Origin of the sequence: Prauserella salsuginis (assembly GCF_024648885.1) — a bacterium.
Taxonomy (GTDB): Bacteria; Actinomycetota; Actinomycetes; order Mycobacteriales; family Pseudonocardiaceae; genus Prauserella; species Prauserella salsuginis.
In genome coordinates this window covers 108,152-124,241 of sequence record NZ_JANBBF010000014.1, presented here as the reverse complement: position 1 = coordinate 124,241, position 16,090 = coordinate 108,152, and the positions used below count along the sequence as shown (strand labels likewise).

Genomic DNA, 16,090 nt, shown 5'->3' with positions numbered 1-16,090 from the left:
CAGGTCTCACACGGGGGCGTCTTGTCGTACCCGTGTGGTTGCGCGCCGGCTGGCGGTCCAGACGAGGAATCCGCAGAGGGCGAACGTTCCACCGAGAACGGCGGATCCCGTCCATCCCGCGACGGCGTACAGCGTGGTGGTCGCGGTTGCTCCGAGTGCGGAGCCGAGCGAATAGAACAGCATGTAGCCGCCGATGGCGCTGCTCGTCCGGTGCGCATACGCGTCGGTGAGTACGTGCTGGTTGCTGACGTGCACCGCCTGGACCGCGAAGTCGAGCAGGACGACGCCCACGACGACCAGCCAGAGCGACCAGGTCGCCTGTCCGGACGCCAACCACGACACCGCCAGGAGTGCCAGCGCACTGCCCGTGACGACGTTGGCGCGACCGGCGTCGGCCCATCGTCCTGCTCGTGCGGCTCCGAGAGCCCCCGCGAGTCCGGCGATTCCGAAGAGGCCGATCTGCGCCGTGGTCAGCCGCCACGGCTGCCCTGCGAGGGGCAGCGCGAGTCCGCTCCAGAGCGCGCCGAAGGAGGCGAACAGGAAGAACGTGATCAGCCCGCGTGAGATGAACAGCCGCTCGCGGAACAAGGCGCCGAGTGAGCGCAGCACCTCGCCGTACGTCCCGTGAACGGAGCGTTGTTCCGCAGGCAGCAGCTTCAGGACGAGGACGGTGAGCCCGACGAGGAGCGCGGCGAGTGCGATGTAGCTGCTGCGCCATCCCCAGAGTGCAGCGAGGCCTCCCGCGAACACGCGGGCTCCGAGAATGCCGATGATGACACCGGAGGTAACGACTCCGATCGTGCGGCCCCGGTCGGTGACGGCTGCGAGATCGGCGGCGTACGCGACGGTGGTCTGCACGACGACCGCGAACAGGCCTGTCATGGCAAGTCCGGCTAGGAGGAACCAGGGCCGGCTCGCGGCCGCCGCCACCGTCATGCCCGCTGCGGCAAGGAGTAGCTGGCCGGCGATGAGCTTGCGCCGATCGAGCATGTCGCCCAGCGGTACGAGCAAGACAAGGCCGACCAGGTAGCCGACCTGTCCCGTCGCCACGATCCATCCGAGGTCGGCTGCCGGTACTCCGAGGTCGTGGCCGAGCTGAACGAGTACGGGTTGCGCGACGTAGATCGTCGCAACGGCGACGGCGCAGATGGTTGCGAGCAGCATCCTCCGGCCGAATGTGAGACTCACGGAACCTCCAGTTGGTAGCAAAATGCAACTGATCGCACCGTAGGGCAGAATGGTTTCAATCAGCAACTCATCAGGAGTAGTGATGGCTCACGCCGCTCGTTTCGTCGACATGGACTGGACGGACGCGTCGTGTCCGGTCGCGCGCACGCTCGATCTGGTCGGAGACCGGTGGATCCTGCTGATCGTGCGCGACGCGATGGACGGCGCACGATCGTTCAGCGACTTTCAGCACCGCACCGGAATCGCACGCAACATCCTCAGCGACCGGCTCCGGCGCCTGCTCGAGCGCGGCGTCCTCGACCGGCAGCCGGCTCCTTCGGGACGCCGGCAGCTCTACGTGCTCACCGACGCCGGCCGTGACCTCTTCGCCGTCATCGTGGCGATGCGCCAGTGGGGCGAGCGACATGCGTTCGGCCCGGGCGAGTCCCACTCCGTTCTCGTCGGCGAGAGCGGGCTGCCGCTTGCCGAGCTACGCCCGACCGACTCCCGCGGCTCCACCGCGACCGTCGATACGACGACCGTTGTGCGGGAGGATTGAACGCTCGGAGCACCGCTTCCAGCGGAGTCACGGCACCGGCGAGGCGGCTCGTCCGGCACTGCCACCGCGACGATCTCCTGCCCCGCAACGACTAGACGTGCTCGAGGCGGTAGGAGGCGGCCGCGTCCGGAGCCGATCCTGTGCCCAGGGCGTCGAGTGCGAGGCGGGTCGCAGGGAAGAGCGCGTCGGGCAGGTCGTCGTCGGGGAACCACTGCCAGCTGCGGAACACCTGCGGTTCGAGTACCTGCGGTTCACCGTGGACGTCGCGGGCGACGGCCACGGCGGTGGCCGTGACGCTCGGTGCGGGCGAGAGCAGGAGGTGGGTGACCTGCACCGATCCCGCGATCAGGCCGGTTTCCTCGGCGAGTTCGCGTGCGGCGGCGCTTTCGAAGCTCTCGCCGGGGTCGACCGCGCCGCCGGGCAGGCACCAGACGGTCGGTTCGCCCGCCTTGTCCCGGAGCCCGAGCAGCACGCGTTCGTCGGCGTCTCGCACCACGACGCCGACGCCGACGGTGCCGTTCCCGCTCGCCATCAACGCAGCCAGGTGGCGGAATCGACGTCGGTCAACGGCTCTCCTCGAACGTCCGGGCGGTCTCCGGCCGCAGTCTACGTGTCGTCGCGTCAGTCCCGCGCCTGTGACGGCGGCCTGCCGTACCGCTTGCGATACGCCGCGGCGAAGCGGCTGGCGCTGGAGAATCCCCAACGTGCGGCGACGTCGCTGACCGTCGGCGTCGCAGGGCCGACCAATTCGGCGTGCGCGCGCCGCAGGCGGACGTCCGTCAGGTACTCCGTGGGCGTGGTCCCGACCCAGCGGCGGAATCCCTCCTGCAACCGTCGCACGGTCGTGCCCGCGATGGCGGCCATCTCGCCCGCCGTCCACGCGCGGCCGGGGTCGTCGTGCAACTGGTCGAGCAGCTTGCGGATCGCGCGTGGGCGTGCCGGAGCACCCGCCCCAGAGTCCGGACAGCTCGCGAGCAGGAACCCCGCGGCGACCGCCCCGGCGAGCTGCTGGCGAACCGGTGCGACGTCGGCGAACAGTTCGGGACTCTGCAGATGCGCCGCGAGGCTGTCGACGACCTGCCGCCAGGCGTGCGCGCGGCCCGCGTCGACCTGCAGCTGGTCGGGCAGCTCCGCGCGCAGTCCCGCCCTGTCGGTGCCGAGCACCCGTTCGGATTCGCGGTCGAGCCAGGCGCTGTCGAACTTGACGCCCAGCACGGTGCACGTGGCGTCCCAGTGGCTGATCAGCGACGGCGTGTCCGCACGGAAGACGGTCCCCTGGCCGGGAACGGACGACACCGGGCCGTGCCTGCCGCGGCTCTCCAGATGGCCGGTGAGCGGCAGGTTCACCTCGTAGGCGCCGGGGTAGTCGCACTCGATACCGACGTCCGCGCCCCAGCCGACATGTCCGACCAGTACCGGGCCGAGGTCGAGCGTGTGCAGCGTCAACCGAGGCTCGCGGCCACCACCCAGCGGCCGGAGCTCGTGGGGAAAATACGCGTCCGCCACCTCCCGGGACGCCTGGTCCCAGTCGTGCGGTGCGCGACCACGTCGTGCGCGCATAGCCATAGACCGTACCCGAGGCACAGATCACCGACCAGCGATGTTCCCGCGGCTCGACAGCAGGCGACGTCTTCGACTCGGCGGCCGCGCGCCGAGAAATCCGTGCTACTCGCGCGATCGGTGTCGTGGGCGCGCGAACCGTGTCGCCGGGAACGTGCGGGCGGCCCTACCTTCCGTGCTCATCCCGGACAACGACGTGGGAGGAGACGCCCTGATGACGACGACCGAACGGCCCGACCTGTCCTGGCTCGACGAGGTCACGATGGCCGATCTGGAACGCAATCCGTACGCCACCTACGAGCGGTTGCGTGCCGAGGCGCCTCTGGCATATGTGCCCGTGCTGGGCTCGTACGTGGCCTCCACCGAGGAGGTCTGCCGCGAGATCGCGACGAGCCCCGACTTCGAGGCGGTCATCACGCCCGCGGGCGGCCGCACCTTCGGCCACCCGGCTGTCATCGGTGTCAACGGTGACGTGCACGCCGACCTGCGCACGATGATCGAACCCGCGTTGCAGCCCGCCGAGGTTGACCGGTGGATCGAGGACCTGGTGCGGCCCATCGCGCGTCGCTACCTGGAACAGTTCGAGGCCGACGGGCAGGCCGAGCTGGTCGCGCAGTTCTGCGAGCCGGTCAGTGTGCGTTCCCTCGGCGACCTGCTGGGGCTGCAGGACGTCGAGTCGGACAAGCTGCGCGAATGGTTCGCCAAGCTGAGCCGATCCTTCACGAACGCGGCGATGACCGAGGACGGCGAGTTCGCCAACCCGGAGGGCTTCGTCGAGGGTGACGAGGCCAAGGCCGAGATCCGGTCGATCGTCGACCCGCTGATCGACAAGTGGATCGCCCGCCCCGACGACAGCGCCATCTCGCACTGGCTGCACGACGGCATGCCGCCGGGACAGACCCGGGACCGCGAGTACATCTACCCGACGATCTACGTGTACCTGCTCGGCGCGATGCAGGAGCCGGGCCACGGCATGGCGTCGACGCTCGTGGGCCTGTTCAGCAGGCCGGAGCAGCTCGAGGAGGTCGTGGACGATCCGACGCTGGTGCCGCGCGCGATCGCCGAGGGGGTGCGCTGGACGTCGCCGATCTGGTCGGCCACGGCGAGGATCTCGACCAAGCCGGTGACGGTCGCCGGTGTCGACCTGCCGGAGGGTACGGCGGTGATGATGTCGTACGGCTCGGCCAACCACGACACCGGTCGCTACGAGGCGCCGACCACCTACGACCTGCACCGCCCGCCGCTTCCGCACCTCGCGTTCGGCGCGGGCAACCACGCGTGCGCCGGCATCTACTTCGCCAACCACACCATGCGGATCGCCCTGGAGGAGCTGTTCGAGGCGATTCCGAACCTGGAGCGCGACACCCGCGAAGGCGTCGAGTTCTGGGGCTGGGGTTTCCGCGGGCCGACGAGCCTGCACGTGACGTGGGAGGTCTGACATGACGTTCGCGGTCACCGTCGGCGGGCGCAGCGTCGAGTGCGATGAGGACCAGGCGCTGCTGGACGCCTGCCTGCGGGCGGGTGTGTGGATGCCGAACTCGTGCAACCAGGGCACATGCGGTACGTGCAAGCTGCACGTCGTCGCCGGCGAGGTCGACCACGGCTCGTCGCCGGTGGAGACACTGTCCGACGAGGAGCGCTGTGCGGGAATGGCGCTCGCCTGTCAGGCGCGGCCGCGCGGCGACGTCGAACTGCGCCCACAGGGCACGAGTGCGGCGCGGACGGCGAATCCGTTGCGGGACATGGTCGCCACGGTGCGGGAGGTCTCCGACATCGCCCGCGACACGCGGCGGATCCTGCTCGGGTTGAACGAGCCGTTGACGTTCGACGCGGGCCAGTACGTCGAGTTGGTCGTGCCGGGTTCGGGCGAGCGCAGGCAGTACTCGCTGGCCAACACGGCCGACGAGGACAAGGTGCTCGAACTGCACGTCAAGCTCGTGCCCGGCGGGGTGGCCACGCACGGCTGGCTGTTCGACGGCCTGGCCGAGGGCGACGAGGTGGACATTTCCGGCCCGTTGGGCGATTTCCACCTGCCGCCGGAGTCCGAGGACGACGGCGGGCCGATGGTCCTCATCGGCGGCGGCACCGGCCTGGCACCGCTGGTCGGCATCGTGCGGACGGCGCTGCGCAGGCACCCGGAGCGGGAAGTCGTGCTGTACCACGGCGTTCGTGGCGAGGAGGAGCTGTACGACGGCGAGCGGCTGACCGAACTGGCAGGGCAGTACCCGAACTTCCGGTTCGTCCCGGTCCTGTCGCACGAGCCGGTCGACGGTTACCGCGAGGGGTTCCCGACCGATGCGTTCGTCGAGGACGTCTCCACGGCACGTGGCTGGACGGGCTGGCTGTGCGGCCCGCCGGCGATGGTGGAGGCCGGGGTGAAGTCGTTCAAACGCAGGCGGATGGCGCCCCGGAACATCCACCGGGAGAAGTTCACCCCGGCCGACGGGTAGCCGGTGTCGGGCGGTCGTCGTGTGGTGATCACCGAGTGCTGCGGAAGTTGTCCGCGGCGACATGGACGGAGTTGCCGTCGGCGAAGTCGACGGCAACTCCGTCGGGATCCCACCGGACATGCCGGACGCGTGGTTCGGCGCCGCCGAAGTGCAGTTCGACCGGGTAGTGGTACGTGTCCGCGCCGGGGCCGAGGCGGAGTTCGTACGAGGTTCCGACGATGCGCGTGACCTCCACGAGAAGGAGATCGGCGGCGTGCCGTGTCCCCTGATACGGGTATGTCACGCCGGCGCCGGCCGAGGAACTGCGGTGCAGGACGTCCTCCCGCAAGGACACGGCCCGGCCGGCCCCGATCACCGCCGCCACCAGGACGGCCCCGGCACAGATCACGACCGCTGCGCGGACCGCCCGCCGCGCGGGGGTGTTGCGGGACATGCTGGAACCTGTCGCTGTCACACGGGTGATTGTTCCGTGGCAGGCGGGCGGATGCGGCCGATTTCCGTGCGAGGATCCCGGCATGCGCAAACGTGGCGAGAAGGATCACCCGTCGCCGGTGCTCGCCCACGACCACGTGCGCGACCTCCTGGTCGAGCGCAACGGCGAGGTCGGCGCGGCCGGTGGTGCGATCGGAGGGGCGGCGGGCGGCGGCGTACCGGGGTCTCGGGGCGGCGCCTCCGGCGGCAGAACGGGCGGACGCCTCGGCGCGCGTCTGTTCACCCGAGTCACCGGACTGAGCCGTAGTCTCGCCGTGCCCTGCACCGACGACGCCGTGGCGCGAGCACGAGACGTCGCGGCACCGCTGCTCGACGAGGCTGCCTTGCCGCGGCGGGACGTCGCATCGCCGCTCGTCCTCGTCGGGATGGTCGGCGCGGGTGCGATGGGCATGAACTCCGCCGTGGTGCAGCTCGTGTGGCATCCCGGGCGGCTCGACGTCACCGCCCACGCGCTGGAGGGCATCATCGATCAGCGCACCGCATCGGGGGCCATCGACAAGCTGGAGGAAGCGCTCACCCCGTTCCTCCGCACGGGTTAGTGGTCACACCGCTGTGGCGGCCAGCACGAGCACGAAGGCGCCGACGATGATCGCGACACGGACGTAGTGCAGGCGGTCCCAGCGCCGGTGCTGTTCACGCCAGTCCGGCGGATGGTGGTCGGCCGTCCACGTCGCCGATCTGTTGTTGATCGGCACGAGCAACACGACCGACATGACCACGCTGATCATCAGCAGCGCTACCGCGACACCGGCCGGGGCGGCCGGAGCCGTCCCCCACGTGACGGCCGTGAGGGCTGCCGTGAGCGCGAGTGAGGCCGCATACCAGACGGGCATGGCGCGGCCGAGTATGCGTGCCCCGTCCGCACGACCTTCGAGTGAGGCTCCCACCGGCAGTCGGAGCAGGATCGGGTTGACGACGAGCGCGACGGCGAGTTCCACGCCGACCATCAGGCCGACCACGGTCGCGGTGACGACGGCGAGTACCGGAGTCATGGGCAAATCCCTCGGTCTAGCGATGCTAGAAAACCTAGCACCGCTAGACTAAACAGGGCTGCCGTGGACGGCAAGGAGGAGAGATGGCCCAAACCGCGGCGCGCCGGCGTCGTACCGAGGAACGACGCCGGCGGATTCTGGACGCTGCCCGCGCCAGGGCCGACGCCGACGGATGGGATGCCGTGACGACGCGTCACCTGGCCGATTCGATCGGCTACACCCAGCCGGTGCTCTACGGGCACTTTCCGGGTGGCAAGACCGAGATCATGCGCGCCGTCGCACTGGAAGGGTTCGTCGAACTGGCGCAGACGTGCCGTGCCGCCGTGGGCGGGAACCGCGGCCGCAGGGCCGTCGAAGCGGTGGCCGTCGCCTACCTGGACTTCGCAGCCTCCCACCCGGCCCTGTACGAGGCGATGTTCCAGTTGCCGCTCGATGCACGGTTCGCGCAGGAGGACGCGGAGTCGGAACTGCGCGAGGGATTCGCCGCGCTCGCCGACGCGATCGGCGACGACGGCGACGGCACCGTGACCGAGGTCCTGTGGGCGGCAATGCACGGCCTCAGCCTGCTGGAGCGAGCCGGACGGCTGCGCGCGGAGCATCGCGACGACCGCGTCGTCGAGCTCGCCGCACGCTACTGCCGGTGACGGGCGTTCCTGCGCATACGCGAGCGGGTGAGCGGCGTCCTGTCGACTGCTCGGGTCGCACCCGTGGCGTTACGGCCCGATCCGAGAGGGTCGGTGTCGAGGCAGACCGCGTGACCCGGTCCGGCTCTGTCAGTACATCGAGAGCCAGATGGCGATGTAGTGGCAGATCGCGGCCAGGACGGTGCAGGCGTGGAAGAACTCGTGATACCCGAAGGTCTTCGGCCAGTAGTTCGGCCAGTGCGTCGCGTAGAACACCGAGCCGAGCGTGTACAGCCCACCGCCGACGAGCAGCAGCACCAGCGCGGCCACACCGCCGTTGGTGGCCAGTTCGGGCAGCACGAACACCGCCACCCAGCCGAGTGCCACGTAGATCGGCACGCCGAACCAGCGCGGTGCCGTCGGCCACAGCATCTTCAGTGCCACGCCCGCGATCGCGCCCGTCCAGACGACCGTGAGCACGATGTAGCCCGTGGGCTGCGACATCGCGAGCAGCGTGAACGGCGTGTAGGTGCCGGCGATGAACAGGAAGATCATCGAGTGGTCGGCGCGCTTCATCCACTGATAGGCGCGCGGGCTCCAGATGTGCCGGTGATACAGCGCGCTGACGCCGAACAGGCCGAGCACCGTCGTGCCGTAGATCGACGTCGCCAGCGCGGCCAGTCCCGACACCGTCGACGCAGCGAGGGCGATGAGTGTGGCGCCCGCGGCGACGGCACCGAAGAAACTCCAGAAGTGCAGGTGGCCCCGCAACCGCGGCCGGTTGTCGACGGATTTCTCCGGACGCTCGTGCTTCGCCGGGTGCTCGCCGCTCAGAGTGCTCACACAGCCAGGTTAGGGGCGCGTGGGTGCCGGGTGCACCCGTGAGGTGTGAACGTCACGTTCGGAAGTGATGACGAGCTCGCACCATGCCCACGCGGGCAGGCGTACGCTGCCTGGACGTGAGTCTTCGGTCGTTCGCCTCCAAGGTCGTGTACCGCCTGTACTCGTGGCGGTTGCAGCAGCAGTCCGGCGGGAAGCATCCCCAGCACATCGGCATCATCCTCGACGGCAACCGCCGGTGGGCCAGAGAGGCGGGCTTCACCGACGTCAACGGCGGTCACCGCGTCGGCGCCAAGCGGATCGCCGACTTCCTCGGCTGGTGCAGCGAGGCGAACGTCGAGGTCGTGACGCTGTTCCTGCTCTCGACCGACAACGTGCGCAATCGTGCGAACGAAGAGGTGCAGGCGCTGCTGCAGATCATCCCGGACGTCGTCGACGAGCTGGCCGCGCCCGGTAACCCGTGGCAGCTGTCCATCGTCGGCGCGCAGGACCTGCTGCCCGCCGACGTCGCGACCCGCCTCACGGCCGCCGCGCAGCGCACCGACGGCCGCAAGGGCATGGTCGTCAACGTCGCCGTCGGCTACGGCGGCAGACAGGAGATCGCCCACGCCGTGCGCAAGCTGCTCCGGCAGCACGCCGACGAGGGCACGTCCATCCGCGAGCTGGCCAAGATTCTGGATGTCGACCATATCTCCGAACATTTGTATACTTCGGGGCAGCCGGACCCCGACCTCATCATTCGGACGTCCGGAGAACAGCGCTTGTCCGGTTTTCTGCTGTGGCAATCGGCGCACTCCGAATTCTGGTTTACCGAGGCTTACTGGCCGGCTTTTCGGCGTGTCGACTTTCTCCGCGCGTTGCGTGACTATGCCGTGCGGAATCGTCGGTACGGTGGCTGAGCGCGTCGCGGGTTCTCGGTGGGAACCGGCCCCGGCCAGTGGCGCGCGAAATCCCGCCCGGTGCAGGTATTGACCTGCGGATATGGTGAGTGCTACACGCTTGTTGATCACCGTCTCGGGGTACTGATCTTGCCTGTCGGTGATGGTTCCTGGTATGGCGATCCGCCATTGCCGCGCGGGCTTTGTATCGGGCGCTAAACCGTTGGTCTTTCCCAGTGAAGAAAGCAGTGCCGGTACCCGGGTTTCGTGACTTTCGGTGGCGAGTCACGGGGCGCGTGTGTCCCGTGTCCGGCGGCGACATGACAAATCGGTGAATCACCTGGCTGGATGCCTGCGTTTATTGACGGTCGGCGGTAGTTTCGCGGGTGACGGACCACGAACCGATGTGGTTCGTCGCGGGAGGCCCTGGTCGTGGCAGTGACACAGCGGACGGCGAAGCCGTTCAAGCACACGAGGGGGCCGGCACCGGGCCCTCGTGGCCGTGTGACCTGACGCTTCCGGCGTCGGATCAGCGACCAGCCAGGGCAGTGCCCGGCCCAGCGAGTGCGGGCGTGGTGCCAACGCCCCTGAGGGAGATGCCGTCGTGACTGCGCAGCGTTCGCCCCAAGATGCCTCCGGCCCCGCTACCACCGGCGCCTCGGGCTTCGACCCCGACGCCGCAGGATCCCCAGGTCAGCCCCGGACCTTCGTGCTCGACACGTCGGTGCTGCTGTCCGACCCGTGGGCGATGACGAGGTTCGCCGAGCATCCGGTGGTCCTGCCGATCGTGGTGATCAACGAACTCGAAGGTAAGCGGCACCACCCCGAGCTGGGCTGGTTCGCGCGCGAGGCCCTCCGGCTGCTCGACGACCTGCGACGCAAGCACGGCAGGCTCGACGCCCCGGTGCCGATCGGCGAGCAGGGCGGCACCCTGCACGTCGAGCTGAACCACTCGGACCCGACGGTGCTGCCGCCAGGGTTCCGCACCGAGGCCAACGACCACCGCATCCTCGCGTGCTCGCTCAACCTGTCGAACGAGCGCGACGGTGGCGTCACACTGATCACCAAGGACATCCCGTTGCGGGTCAAGGCCGGTTCCGTGGGGCTGGACGCCGACGAGTACCGCGCCGAGGAGGTCACGCCGTCCGGCTGGACCGGCACCGCGGACCTCGACGTGCCCCAGGAGGCCATCGACCAGATGTTCTCGAAGGGCTCGGCCGACCTCGCCGACTTCGGTGTGCCCGACGCGGCCGAACTGCCCTGTCACACCGGCCTGCGGCTGCTGGCCGGCACGTCCAGTGCACTGGGCAGGGTGACGCAGGACAAGCAGGTCAAGCTCGTACGCGGCGACCGCGAGGCGTTCGGGCTGCACGGCCGCTCCGCCGAACAGCGGATTGCGCTCGACCTGCTGCTCGACCCGGAGGTCGGCATCGTCTCGCTCGGCGGCCGTGCCGGTACCGGCAAGTCGGCGCTCGCGCTGTGCGCCGGACTCGAAGCGGTGCTGGAACGCGGGATGCACCGCAAGGTCGTCGTGTTCCGGCCGGTGTATGCGGTCGGTGGTCAGGACCTCGGTTATCTGCCCGGGTCCGAGAACGAGAAGATGCAGCCCTGGGCACAGGCGGTGTTCGACACACTCGGCGCGCTGGTCAGCCAGGAAGTCGTGGACGAGGTGCTGGACCGCGGCATGCTCGAGGTGCTGCCGCTGACCCACATCCGCGGGCGGTCGCTGCACGACTCGTACGTGATCGTCGACGAGGCGCAGTCGCTGGAGCGGAACGTGCTGCTCACGGTGCTGTCGCGGCTCGGGTCGGCATCGCGGGTGGTGCTCACCCACGACGTCGCGCAGCGTGACAACCTGCGGGTCGGCAGGCACGACGGCGTCTCGGCGGTGATCGAGAAGCTGAAGGGCCACCCGCTGTTCGCGCACGTCACGATGACGCGCTCGGAACGCTCACCCATCGCCGCCCTGGTGACGGAGATGCTCGAGTACCACGGCTGACCCACGTCCGCCCGTTCTCACGCCCCCAAGGGCACCATGGTTGCACTCAGTGCGACTTTTCTTCCCCTCGCTTCCAGCACCGTGGCCGCGGGGTGCGAGGGGAAGATTGGTCGCGTTCAACGAAACCAAAGTGCCCTTGGGGGCACGTCACTTCACGTCACCAGCCGCCGGGTAGGGGGCGGCCCTCGGCGAAGCCCGCCGCGGACTGGACGCCGACGACGGCGCGCTCGTGGAACTGCTCCAGGCTCGTCGCGCCCGCGTAGGTGCACGCCGACCGCACACCGGCCGTCACCGAGTCGATGAGGTCCTCGACGCCGGGCCGCGTGGGGTCCAGGGCCATCCGCGACGACGAGATGCCCTCCTCGAACAGGCTCTTGCGGGCACGCTCGTAGCCGTTGTCGGTCCGCGTACGCGCGCTCACCGCACGTTTCGAAGCCATGCCGAACGACTCCTTGTACGGCCTTCCTTGCTCGTCGTAGCGCAGGTCGCCGGGGGATTCGTACGTGCCGGCGAACCACGAGCCGACCATCGCTGCCGACGCGCCCGCCGCGAGCGCCAGCGCGACGTCGCGCGGGTGCCGTACGCCGCCGTCGGCCCACACGTGCTTGCCGAGCGCCCGTGCCGCCTCCGCGCACTCGCGCACCGCGGAGAACTGCGGCCGTCCGACCCCGGTCGCCATGCGCGTGGTGCACATCGCGCCCGGCCCGACACCGACCTTGACGACGTCGGCGCCCGCCTCGATGAGGTCGCGCGTGCCCTGAGCCGTGACGACGTTGCCCGCGACGATCGGCACCGTCGATCCGGCAGGCAGCACCGACCGGACGGCCTTCAGCGCGGCGATCATCTTCTCCTGGTGGCCGTGCGCCGTGTCGACGACGAGCACGTCGACACCCGCCTTCAGCAGGGCTTCCGCCTTGGCGGGGACGTCGCCGTTCACGCCGATGGCTGCCGCGATGCGCAGCTGGCCCGCGTCGTCGGTCGCGGGCGTGTAGATACCCGCCCGCAGTGCCGCGACCTGCGTGAGCACGCCTGCGAGCCTGCCCTCGTCGTCGACGCCCAGTGCGAGCCGTCCACCGTGTTCCTGGACGCGTTCGAACACCTCGCGAGGAGGCGTGTCCATCGGGCACGTCAGCACGTTCTCGTCGATGATCTCGCCCAGGCGGGCGAAGCGGTCGACGCCGGTGCACGCCTGCTCGTCGACGATTCCGACGGGCTTGCCGTCGGAATCGACGATCGCGACCGCGCCGTGGGCGCGTTTGCCGACCAGGTTGAGCGCGTCGGCCACGGCGTCACCGGGGGTGAGCACGAGCGGTGTGTCCCACACGGCGTGGCGGCTCTTCACCCAGGACGTGATGTCGGCGACGGCGGCCGGGTCGACGTCCTGCGGCAGCACGACGAGGCCGCCGCGCCTGGCGACCGTCTCGGCCATGCGGCGGCCTGCGACCGCGGTCATGTTGGCGACGACGAGCGGGATCGACGTGCCGGTGCCGTCCGCCGTCGAGAGGTCGACGTCGAAACGGGACTCCACCGCCGAGCGGTTCGGCGCGAGGAACACGTCGTCGTAGGTCAGGTCGTGAGCGGGCCCGTGGCCATCGAGAAACTGCACGAGACTCCAGCGTACTGGACACGGCGGCCGAAAGCGGGTGGTACCTGTTCAGTCACCCGGTGCCGTTGCCATGCCGGACAGCCTGCGGGCCAGGCGGTCGGCGGCCTCGCGCAGCTCGGGCGGTCCGAGGATCTCGCTGTCGAACGGGAGCCGGGCGAGGTGCAGGGCGATCAGGTCGAGGTCGTCACCTCCCGAGACGAGCAGACAGCGCTCACCGGTCCCGGGCTGCTCGCCGGTCTCCGGGGTGACGCGGGCGGCCTGTGGCGGCACGTAGGCGGCGACTCGGTCCGCGCTCGCATGGACGCGTACGCGCGCGGTGTGGCGGTAGGGCGAGGCCGTCACCGATTCCTGCACGTAGGCGACGGGGTCGGGATGTTCACGCGGGTGGAAACGCCAGGTCGTGGCGGCCACGTCGTGCATGCGATCGAGGCGGAACGTGCGCCAGTCGTCCCGGTCGACGTCCCACGCCATGAGGTACCAGCGATGGCTCGTGGCGACCATGCGCACGGGTTCGACCGTGCGGGTTCCGGCGTCGCCGCGCATCGTCGTGTAGCCGAACCGGGCGCGGACGGTGTCGCGGCACGCCCTGGCGAGGGTGAGCAGGATGTCGGGGTCGACCTCGGCTCCGGGGGCGACGAGCGTGTCGGTCGCGGTGTGCACGGCGCGGACCTCGCTGCGCAGGCGGGGAGGCATCACCTGGTCGAGCTTGGCCAGCACCCGCAGCGCGGCCTCGCCGGTGCCCGCGACCGTGCCGCCGGACGCGATCCGCAGGGACACGGCGGTCGCGATCGCCTCGGCGTCGTCGAGCAACAGCGGCGGAAGGCGGGTGCCCGCGCCGAGCTGGTACCCGCCGCCGACACCCGCCGTGGCCTGCACCGGATAGCCGAGTGCACGGAGGCGTTCGACGTCGCGGCGCACCGAGCGGTTGGTGACGTCGAGTTCGGCGGCCAGTTCGCTCGCGGTCCAGACGGGCCTGCGTTGCAGCAGCTCCAGAAGTCGCAATACCCGTTCGGTGGTCCCCTCGACGGTCATGTCCGGATCCTGGCACACATTGCGGACGGCAACTGTCCGCATTTCACGCGAGACTGGCGTCATGACCGAATCGACATTCACGAGCGACCCCACGATCCGGCACGCAGCCGGTACGTGGAACGCCGTGCTGCGGGATCAGATCACGTGGCACTGGGACAACCAGCTCCGGCCGCGCCTGGGCGGGCTGACCGACGACGAGTACTTCTGGGAGCCCGCTCCCGGCGCGTGGAACGTCCGGCCGCGGGGCACGAGTAGTGCACCCATCCAGGGTGGCTCCGGTGCGATGACCATCGACTTCGCCGCTCCGCCGCCCGAACCCGAGCCGGTGACGACGATCGCCTGGCGGCTGGGGCACGTGATCGTGGGCGTCCTCGCCATGCGCAATGCGGCGCACTTCGGCCGCACTCCCACCGACTACGCCGCGTTCGAGTACGCCGAGACGGCCGAGGGTGCGCTGGCACAGCTCGACGCCGAGTACGCGACGTGGGTCGGCGGGGTCGAGGCATTGGGCGACGAGGGGCTCGCGCAGCCGTGCGGTCCGGCCGAGGGCCCGTTCGCCGGCAGCTCGATGGCCAGGCTCGTCCTCCACATCCACCGGGAACTCATCCACCACCTCGCCGAGGTCGCGCTCCTGCGCGATCTCTACCTGCACACGGAGCGCTGACATGGCACGACACCTGCAGATCACCATCGACGCCGCGGACCCGGAAACCCTCGGCACGTTCTGGGCGGAGGTGCTCGGCTACCGGCAGATGGATCCACCGGGCGGGCATGCGACGTGGAACGAGGCGCTCGCCGCGATGGGCGTGCCGGAGGAGCGGTGGAACGACGCGAACGCGATCGTCGACCCGGACGGCGAGGGTCCGCGGATCTTCCTGCAACGGGTGCCGGAGGAGAAGGCGGGCAAGAACCGGCTGCACATCGACGTACGCGCCGCGCCGGGTCTCGAAGGGGAACCGCGGATGGCCGCGCTCGAGCAGGAATCGGAGCGGCTCGTCGTGCTCGGTGCGAAGCGGCTCGAACGGTTCGAGCCGGCCCCGCCGCTCGGCGCCGGGTGGATCGTGATGACCGATCCCGAAGGTAACGAGTTCTGTTTGGACTGACGGGTGACCGTCGGCGACGGTATCCCGAGGGGCGTGTCCCGAGGGGCGAAACAGGCCGTCTCGTGGGTCGATACCCCGGATTAGCCGGCCGCAGTCATGTCGACCGTGTCCACTGTGGCCGGTCGCTGCCGGGCTCGCGCGTCCGAGTGGTCCGGCCGTGCCGCCGACGGTGTGCCACGCGCGGCGGCCCGCTCGGGTCGGCGAACGCGGGACGCCCGGTCACCCGGTGATCGGGCCGGCCGCGGTGGTGATCGGGGTCAGCATGCGATGGGGACGTTCCAGGGCGCGGGCGACCCGGTCGCTGCGGCGCATCGCGTTCGTGCCGGGGCCGGGCCGCACGACCAGGTCCTCGGGGTCGGGGACCTCGCCGCACGTGTGGCATCGCCCGACGTCGTCGATGTCGGTGCCGCACGTCGCGTGGCTGAAGAGCCGGGCCGGGTGCGGTCCGCTCGTGTGCCGCTCACCCCATTTGGACAGGGAGAAGATCGTGGGCCACAGCGCCCGGCCGGCCTCGGTGAGCAGATACTCCGGATGACCGTCCGAGTCCTCGCGGATCAGCACGCCGTGCTCGATCAGGGTGTCCAGCCGGTCGGTGAGTACGGCTCGGGAGATGTCGAGGTGCTCGCGCAGGTCCGTGAAGCGGCGCACGCCGTAGAAGCAGTCGCGCAGGATCAGCAGGGTCCAGCGTTCGCCGACGACTTCCAGCGCACGAGCGAGGTGACAGGCCTGCTGGTCGTATCCGGTTCCCAGTGCCACGCCACCATCGTACCGACGGGTCGGTCTGTTCAC

The 16,090-nt window shown here is 69.9% G+C and carries 18 protein-coding genes; 9 read left to right on the top strand and 9 right to left on the bottom strand.

Annotated elements, in window-relative coordinates:
* Positions 1 to 6: 6 nt before the first annotated feature.
* Positions 7 to 1,188, bottom strand: coding sequence for an MFS transporter (locus LY40_RS23130; RefSeq protein ID WP_258938123.1), 1,182 nt, complete (start codon positions 1,186 to 1,188; stop codon positions 7 to 9).
* Positions 1,189 to 1,270: 82 nt separating this feature from the next.
* Between LY40_RS23130 and LY40_RS23125 the strand changes: the two genes are divergently transcribed.
* Positions 1,271 to 1,726 (top strand): winged helix-turn-helix transcriptional regulator, encoded by a 456-nt coding sequence (locus LY40_RS23125; RefSeq protein WP_228726019.1) that lies wholly within the window; start codon positions 1,271 to 1,273, stop codon positions 1,724 to 1,726.
* A gap of 91 nt (positions 1,727 to 1,817) precedes the next feature.
* Here LY40_RS23125 and LY40_RS23120 read toward each other — a convergent pair whose 3' ends face one another.
* Complete coding sequence (locus LY40_RS23120; RefSeq protein ID WP_258938122.1) at positions 1,818 to 2,258, bottom strand: nucleotide triphosphate diphosphatase NUDT15; 441 nt, start codon at positions 2,256 to 2,258, stop codon at positions 1,818 to 1,820.
* An 89-nt stretch (positions 2,259 to 2,347) separates the two neighbouring features.
* Positions 2,348 to 3,286: an AraC family transcriptional regulator gene (locus LY40_RS23115; protein ID WP_183783135.1), complete on the bottom strand. Its 939-nt coding sequence runs from the start codon at positions 3,284 to 3,286 to the stop codon at positions 2,348 to 2,350.
* A 214-nt stretch (positions 3,287 to 3,500) separates the two neighbouring features.
* Between LY40_RS23115 and LY40_RS23110 the strand changes: the two genes are divergently transcribed.
* Positions 3,501 to 4,724, top strand: a complete 1,224-nt coding sequence (locus LY40_RS23110) for a cytochrome P450 (RefSeq protein WP_258938121.1) — start codon at positions 3,501 to 3,503, stop codon at positions 4,722 to 4,724.
* 1 nt (position 4,725) lies between these two features.
* Positions 4,726 to 5,736, top strand: coding sequence for a 2Fe-2S iron-sulfur cluster-binding protein (locus LY40_RS23105; RefSeq protein WP_183783139.1), 1,011 nt, complete (start codon positions 4,726 to 4,728; stop codon positions 5,734 to 5,736).
* Between the two features lie 28 nt (positions 5,737 to 5,764).
* On the opposite strand, the gene LY40_RS23100 is transcribed toward LY40_RS23105, so the two are convergent.
* A complete protein-coding gene (locus tag LY40_RS23100) occupies positions 5,765 to 6,169 on the bottom strand; it encodes a hypothetical protein (protein WP_183783141.1) in 405 nt (134 codons plus the stop codon).
* Between the two features lie 82 nt (positions 6,170 to 6,251).
* Between LY40_RS23100 and LY40_RS23095 the strand changes: the two genes are divergently transcribed.
* Positions 6,252 to 6,767: a hypothetical protein gene (locus tag LY40_RS23095; RefSeq protein ID WP_183783143.1), complete on the top strand. Its 516-nt coding sequence runs from the start codon at positions 6,252 to 6,254 to the stop codon at positions 6,765 to 6,767.
* Positions 6,768 to 6,770: 3 nt separating this feature from the next.
* Here LY40_RS23095 and LY40_RS23090 read toward each other — a convergent pair whose 3' ends face one another.
* Positions 6,771 to 7,220, bottom strand: a complete 450-nt coding sequence (locus LY40_RS23090; protein ID WP_183783145.1) for an anthrone oxygenase family protein — start codon at positions 7,218 to 7,220, stop codon at positions 6,771 to 6,773.
* An 83-nt stretch (positions 7,221 to 7,303) separates the two neighbouring features.
* Here LY40_RS23090 and LY40_RS23085 point away from each other — a divergent pair, with 83 nt between their 5' ends.
* The gene (locus LY40_RS23085; RefSeq protein ID WP_258938120.1) at positions 7,304 to 7,864 is read left to right on the top strand and encodes a TetR/AcrR family transcriptional regulator; all 561 of its coding nucleotides are present in this window, start codon (positions 7,304 to 7,306) and stop codon (positions 7,862 to 7,864) included.
* Between the two features lie 129 nt (positions 7,865 to 7,993).
* On the opposite strand, the gene trhA is transcribed toward LY40_RS23085, so the two are convergent.
* Positions 7,994 to 8,677, bottom strand: a complete 684-nt coding sequence (trhA, locus tag LY40_RS23080; RefSeq protein WP_183785485.1) for a PAQR family membrane homeostasis protein TrhA — start codon at positions 8,675 to 8,677, stop codon at positions 7,994 to 7,996.
* 125 nt (positions 8,678 to 8,802) lie between these two features.
* On the opposite strand from trhA, the gene LY40_RS23075 reads away from it, so the two are divergent.
* Together LY40_RS23075 and phoH2 are read left to right on the top strand one after the other, a co-directional pair.
* Positions 8,803 to 9,582 carry an isoprenyl transferase gene (locus tag LY40_RS23075; RefSeq protein WP_308216710.1) on the top strand — a complete coding sequence of 260 codons (780 nt, stop codon included), beginning with the start codon at positions 8,803 to 8,805 and terminating at the stop codon, positions 9,580 to 9,582.
* Positions 9,583 to 10,165: 583 nt separating this feature from the next.
* Positions 10,166 to 11,560, top strand: coding sequence for an RNA 5'-3' helicase PhoH2 (gene phoH2 / locus LY40_RS23070; protein ID WP_183783151.1), 1,395 nt, complete (start codon positions 10,166 to 10,168; stop codon positions 11,558 to 11,560).
* A 157-nt stretch (positions 11,561 to 11,717) separates the two neighbouring features.
* Here the strand turns inward: phoH2 and guaB1 are convergent, their stop codons facing one another.
* The gene (gene guaB1 / locus LY40_RS23065; RefSeq protein ID WP_183783153.1) at positions 11,718 to 13,166 is read right to left on the bottom strand and encodes a GMP reductase; all 1,449 of its coding nucleotides are present in this window, start codon (positions 13,164 to 13,166) and stop codon (positions 11,718 to 11,720) included.
* Positions 13,167 to 13,214: 48 nt separating this feature from the next.
* Positions 13,215 to 14,198 carry a helix-turn-helix transcriptional regulator gene (locus LY40_RS23060; RefSeq protein WP_183783155.1) on the bottom strand — a complete coding sequence of 328 codons (984 nt, stop codon included), beginning with the start codon at positions 14,196 to 14,198 and terminating at the stop codon, positions 13,215 to 13,217.
* 61 nt (positions 14,199 to 14,259) lie between these two features.
* Here LY40_RS23060 and LY40_RS23055 point away from each other — a divergent pair, with 61 nt between their 5' ends.
* Both LY40_RS23055 and LY40_RS23050 read left to right on the top strand, forming a co-directional pair.
* Positions 14,260 to 14,862 (top strand): DinB family protein, encoded by a 603-nt coding sequence (locus LY40_RS23055; protein ID WP_183783157.1) that lies wholly within the window; start codon positions 14,260 to 14,262, stop codon positions 14,860 to 14,862.
* Between the two features lies 1 nt (position 14,863).
* Positions 14,864 to 15,301 (top strand): VOC family protein, encoded by a 438-nt coding sequence (locus LY40_RS23050; protein WP_183783159.1) that lies wholly within the window; start codon positions 14,864 to 14,866, stop codon positions 15,299 to 15,301.
* Positions 15,302 to 15,520: 219 nt separating this feature from the next.
* On the opposite strand, the gene LY40_RS23045 is transcribed toward LY40_RS23050, so the two are convergent.
* Complete coding sequence (locus LY40_RS23045; protein WP_258938119.1) at positions 15,521 to 16,057, bottom strand: winged helix-turn-helix transcriptional regulator; 537 nt, start codon at positions 16,055 to 16,057, stop codon at positions 15,521 to 15,523.
* Between the last annotated feature and the right edge of the window lie 33 nt (positions 16,058 to 16,090).

Bases quoted from the DNA above. Each gene is read 5' to 3' on its own strand.
- LY40_RS23125 (WP_228726019.1), top strand. From the start codon at position 1,271: ATGGCTCACGCCGCTCGTTTCGTCGACATGGACTGGACGGACGCGTCG.
- LY40_RS23120 (WP_258938122.1), bottom strand. From the start codon at position 2,258: ATGGCGAGCGGGAACGGCACCGTCGGCGTCGGCGTCGTGGTGCGAGAC.
- LY40_RS23115 (WP_183783135.1), bottom strand. From the start codon at position 3,286: ATGCGCGCACGACGTGGTCGCGCACCGCACGACTGGGACCAGGCGTCC.
- LY40_RS23110 (WP_258938121.1), top strand. From the start codon at position 3,501: ATGACGACGACCGAACGGCCCGACCTGTCCTGGCTCGACGAGGTCACG.
- LY40_RS23105 (WP_183783139.1), top strand. From the start codon at position 4,726: ATGACGTTCGCGGTCACCGTCGGCGGGCGCAGCGTCGAGTGCGATGAG.
- LY40_RS23100 (WP_183783141.1), bottom strand. From the start codon at position 6,169: ATGTCCCGCAACACCCCCGCGCGGCGGGCGGTCCGCGCAGCGGTCGTG.
- LY40_RS23095 (WP_183783143.1), top strand. From the start codon at position 6,252: ATGCGCAAACGTGGCGAGAAGGATCACCCGTCGCCGGTGCTCGCCCAC.
- LY40_RS23090 (WP_183783145.1), bottom strand. From the start codon at position 7,220: ATGACTCCGGTACTCGCCGTCGTCACCGCGACCGTGGTCGGCCTGATG.
- LY40_RS23085 (WP_258938120.1), top strand. From the start codon at position 7,304: ATGGCCCAAACCGCGGCGCGCCGGCGTCGTACCGAGGAACGACGCCGG.
- LY40_RS23060 (WP_183783155.1), bottom strand. From the start codon at position 14,198: ATGACCGTCGAGGGGACCACCGAACGGGTATTGCGACTTCTGGAGCTG.
- LY40_RS23055 (WP_183783157.1), top strand. From the start codon at position 14,260: ATGACCGAATCGACATTCACGAGCGACCCCACGATCCGGCACGCAGCC.
- LY40_RS23050 (WP_183783159.1), top strand. From the start codon at position 14,864: ATGGCACGACACCTGCAGATCACCATCGACGCCGCGGACCCGGAAACC.